Source organism: Streptomyces sp. NPDC059455 (genome assembly GCF_042750115.1).
Taxonomy (GTDB): Bacteria; Actinomycetota; Actinomycetes; order Streptomycetales; family Streptomycetaceae; genus Streptomyces; species Streptomyces endocoffeicus.
In genome coordinates, this window is the sequence record NZ_JBHYVB010000118.1 from 1 (window position 1) to 4,322 (window position 4,322).

Consider the following 4,322-nt stretch of genomic DNA (forward strand, 5'->3'; position numbering starts at 1 on the left):
GGGCCCCCCCCCCCCCGGGGCCCCCCCCCCGCACCCCCCCCCCGCCGCCCCCCCCCGGGGGGGGCGTTTGAGGGGCGCGGCGGGGGGGGCCCCCGGGGCGCGGGGGGGCCCGCGCCCCCCGCGCGCGCGCCGCGGCCGCGGACCCGGGCGGCCTGCTCGGGCATCTCCATCGCGCTCGGGTCGGGGATGTGGAGCTCGGGGATGTTGGCGGTGCGGGCCGCCCCGCTGAGCCGGGTGCCGTCGCACTCGGGACACTCGGCGAAGGTGACCGCCCGGTCCACGAAGGCCCGGATATGCGGCTGCATCGACTCCCGGTCCTTGGACAGGAAGGTCTTCTGGAGCTTCGGGATCAGCCCCTCGTAGGTGAGGTTGACCCCGTTGATCTTCACCTTGGTCGGCTCGCGGTAGAGGAAGTCGTGCCGCTCCTTCTTGGTGTACTCGCGGATCGGCTTGCCCTTGTCGAAGAAGCCCGACTCGGAGATGACCCGCACCACCCAGCCGTCCCCGGTGTAGGTGGGGATGGTGAACGGGTCCTCGGAGAGCGACTTGGAGTCGTCGTACAGCTGGGTGAGGTCGATGTCGGAGACCGTGCCCCGGCCCTCACAGTGGGTGCACATGCCGCCGGTGCGGCTGAAGCTCACCTTCTCGGTCTTCGTCTTCTCGGCCCCGCGGTCGACCGTGAAGCCACCGGTCGCCGAGACCGAGGCCACGTTGAAGGAGTACGCGGCGGGCGGGCCGATATGCGGTGTGCCGAGCCGGCTGAAGAGGATGCGCAGCATCGCGTTGGCGTCGGTGGCGGTGCCCACGGTGGAGCGGGGGTCGGAGCCCATCCGCTGCTGGTCGACGGTGATGGCGGTGGTCAGCCCGTCGAGCACGTCGACCTCGGGGCGGGCCAGGTTCGGCATGAAGCCCTGGAGGAAGGCGCTGTAGGTCTCGTTGATCAACCGCTGTGACTCGGCGGCGATGGTGTCGAACACCAGCGAGCTCTTGCCCGAGCCCGAGACGCCGGTGAACACCGTCAGCCGGCGCTTCGGGAGCTCGATGCTGACGTCCTTGAGGTTGTTCTCACGCGCGCCGTGCACCCGGATCAGATCGTGGCTGTCGGCGGCGTGGGGTTCAGGCGACCCCGTGTCCGTGTCCGTGGCCCTGCTCATGGTGTCTCCATCTGTTCGGGCGGGAGCCGCCTCCGCGGGCCCCGCCGGTGTCGCCCGAATCGACCTGACCGGCTTCGAACAATACGTCCGATTCGCAGGTCATGGCTTGACACTAGCCACGCCCCCGTGACCGGGGCTTCTTCATTCCTGACCGGTTCCTTTCCCCGCTGTGGGAAACTGAGCCGGTGAAACGGCAGGATCTCGATGACCTCGTCCGGCTGCGGCGGGCCCGCGACCGGATGGACCGCGACTACGCCGAGCCGCTCGACGTCCCGGCGCTGGCGCGGGGCGCCCTGATGTCGCCGGGCCATTTCTCGCGCAGCTTCCGCGCCGCCTTCGGCGAGACCCCGTACGGCTATCTGATGACGCGCCGTATCGAGCGGGCCAAGGCGCTGCTGCGGCGCGGCGACCTTACGGTGACCGAGGTCTGCATCGCGGTCGGCTGTACCTCGCTGGGGTCGTTCAGCTCGCGCTTCACACAGCTGGTCGGCGAGAGCCCGAGCGGCTACCGGGCTCGCAGCCATGAGGACGGGGCCGCCATTCCGGCGTGCATGGCCAAGATCCACACGCGACCGGTCAGAAACGGAGAAGCGAGCCCCGCCGCCCGGCCGTAGCGTGAGCGGCATGGACATCACTCTTTCCACCTGCTTCATCGCCGTCGACGACCACGACAAGGCGATCCCCTTCTACCGCGATGTGCTCGGCCTCGAGGTGCGCAATGACGTGGGCTTCGAGGGGATGCGCTGGGTGACCGTCGGGTCGCCCTCACAGCCGGACGTGAGCATCGTCCTGGAGCCGCCCCTCGCCGACCCGAACGCCTCGTCGGCCGACAGACAGACCATGGCGGAGCTGTTGGCCAAGGGCCTCCTGCGCGGCGTCCTCTTCGCGACGGACGACTGCGACGCCACCTTCGAGCGCATCAGCGCCGCGGGCGGCGAGGTGCTCCAGGAGCCCATGGACCAGCCTTACGGCGTCCGCGACTGCGCCTTCCGCGACCCCGCCGGCAATCTGCTGCGCTTCACCCAGCCGCTCAAGAAGTGAGCCCTGGGCGGGCTCAAGAAGTGAGCCCCGGGCGGTTCCGCCGCGGGGCCGGTTGACGCCTAGGCTGGCCGCCGGGAGGTGGTGGCCATGGCGGCGGCCATACGGCGGGGCGGATCGGACGGCGACCCGGGGCTCTACGGCCCGCGGTCGGTCACCTGGCAGATGCACGGCGACCCGGTGATGTGGATCGCGGGCGTGCGCGCCCTGTACCTCCAGGCGCTGCATCCGCTCGCGGTGCTCGGCGTCACCCAGAACTCCGACTTCCGCAAGGACGCCTGGGGGCGGCTGCTGCGTACCGCGCGGTTCGTCGCCACCATCACCTACGGCACCACCGAGGCGGCCGAGCGGGCGGGCGCCAAGGTCCGGGGCATTCACCGCAGGCTCTCCCTGACCGACCCGGTCACCGGGGTCCGGCACGGCGTCGACGAGCCCGGGCTGCTGCTGTGGGTGCACTGCGCCGAGATCGACTCCTACCTCCATGTGATGCGGCGCTCCGGCTATCCGCTCACCGACGCCCAGGCGGACGCCTATGTCGCCGAGAACGTGGTGTCCGCCCGGCTGGTCGGCCTCGACCCCGCCGACGTACCGGCCGATACGGCGGCGCTCGCCGCGTACTTCGCGAAGGTGCGCCCCGAACTCGCCGCCACCCCCGAGGCCCGCGAGGTGGACGCCTTTCTGTGGCGGCCCCCGGTCCATGCCCTGCTCGTCCCGGCGCGCGAGGTGATCTGGGGGCGCTTCGCCTCGCTCGCCTACGGGACCCTGCCCCCGTACGCCCACGCGCTGTACGGGCGCCCGGCGCCCCCGCCGCGGGTGGTCACCCGCAGGTTGCGGGCGATGGGCAGGGCGCTGCGCTGCATCCCGCCCACGGCCCGCTGGCAGCTGCCGCCGAAGCACATCATGCGGGCGGTCGAACGGCTCGGCCCGGGCAGCCGCCCCTCGCCCTACAAACTGCGCAGAAACGCGGCCATACTGGACAGCGGGGATGCGACGGGGGCGCGGCCGTTGGCGGCCGGTCTCCACGGGGGCGGCGGGAGCTGACTTCCGCCAAGGCAGGGGGAGCATGGCGGACATCAAGCTGATCCAGGGCCGGTACCGGCTGCTGGACCGGATCGGGCGCGGCGGAATGGGCGAGGTGTGGCGGGCGCGGGACGAGTCGCTCGGCCGCCGCGTCGCCGTCAAATGCCTCAAACCGCTGGGGACGCGGCACGACCCCTCGTTCACCGGTGTGGTGCGCGAGCGCTTCCGTCGGGAGGCGCGGGTGGCCGCGGCGCTGCAGCACCGCGGGGTCACCGTGGTGCACGACTTCGGCGAGCACGAGGGCGTGCTGTACCTGGTCATGGAGCTGCTGGAGGGCCGTGACCTCGGCCGGCTGCTGGGCGACAACGCGCGCCGGCCGCTGCCGGTCCCCGAGGTGCTGGACATCGCCGAGCAGGTGGCCGAGGCCCTCGCCTACACCCATGACCAGGGCGTGGTGCACCGCGATCTGAAGCCGGCCAACATCATGCGGCTCACCGACGGCACCGTGAAGCTCTGCGACTTCGGCATCGCCCGCCTCGGCGACGACGTCGGCTTCACCTCCCGGCTCACCGGCACCGGCGTCGCCATGGGCACCCCGCACTACATGTCGCCCGAGCAGATCGCGGGCGACCCGGTCGACCACCGCAGCGATCTGTACTCCCTGGGCTGTGTGCTCTACGAACTGGCCACGGGGGCGCCGCCGTTCGCCCTCGACGACGCCTGGGCGATCCTCGTCGGCCACCGCCACACCACGCCCGCCCCGCCGCGCCGCCACCGGCCCGAACTCCCCGAGCCGTTCGAGCGCGCCGTCCTCGATCTGCTGGCCAAGACCCCGGAGGACCGTCCGCGCGACGCCGCCGAGTTCGCCGGGCGGATCGCCCCGGGGCGCGCATCCCGGTGGCCGTCGCCGTTCCCCGGGCCGCGCGGCGAGCTCCCGGCCGCGGGACCCTTGGCTCCGCGCCTTCTGACCGCCGGGCCGCCGGCTCCCCGCCTGCCGGCCTGGGCCCGACGTATGACCACCGGGTCCAAGTCCCACACCCGCGGGGTGGGTCTGGGGTCGGGGCCCCCCCCCCCCCCGGCCGCCGCCCACACCCGCGCCCGGACCGCGGG

At 72.7% G+C, this 4,322-nt stretch carries 4 protein-coding genes and 1 pseudogene; 4 read left to right on the plus strand and 1 reads right to left on the minus strand.

Features of this window, described 5'->3' with window-relative positions:
• A pseudogene (locus ACFXB5_RS33260) lies at positions 1-1,154 on the minus strand (excinuclease ABC subunit UvrA); the annotation flags it as partial.
• 185 nt (positions 1,155-1,339) lie between these two features.
• On the opposite strand from ACFXB5_RS33260, the gene ACFXB5_RS33265 reads away from it, so the two are divergent.
• The 4 genes from ACFXB5_RS33265 to ACFXB5_RS33280 form a co-directional block, all read left to right on the plus strand.
• Positions 1,340-1,768 (plus strand): helix-turn-helix transcriptional regulator, encoded by a 429-nt coding sequence (locus ACFXB5_RS33265; RefSeq protein ID WP_385214920.1) that lies wholly within the window; start codon positions 1,340-1,342, stop codon positions 1,766-1,768.
• 10 nt (positions 1,769-1,778) lie between these two features.
• Complete coding sequence (locus ACFXB5_RS33270) at positions 1,779-2,195, plus strand: VOC family protein (RefSeq protein ID WP_201855798.1); 417 nt, start codon at positions 1,779-1,781, stop codon at positions 2,193-2,195.
• Between the two features lie 87 nt (positions 2,196-2,282).
• Positions 2,283-3,233, plus strand: coding sequence for an oxygenase MpaB family protein (locus tag ACFXB5_RS33275; protein ID WP_385214923.1), 951 nt, complete (start codon positions 2,283-2,285; stop codon positions 3,231-3,233).
• A gap of 22 nt (positions 3,234-3,255) precedes the next feature.
• Positions 3,256-4,322, plus strand: a 1,067-nt coding sequence (locus ACFXB5_RS33280) for a serine/threonine-protein kinase (RefSeq protein ID WP_385214926.1), incomplete at its 3' end; no start/stop codon positions are given.

Coding starts and splice junctions, on each gene's coding strand:
- ACFXB5_RS33270 (WP_201855798.1), top strand. CDS start 1,779: ATGGACATCACTCTTTCCACCTGCTTCATCGCCGTCGACGACCACGAC.
- ACFXB5_RS33275 (WP_385214923.1), top strand. CDS start 2,283: ATGGCGGCGGCCATACGGCGGGGCGGATCGGACGGCGACCCGGGGCTC.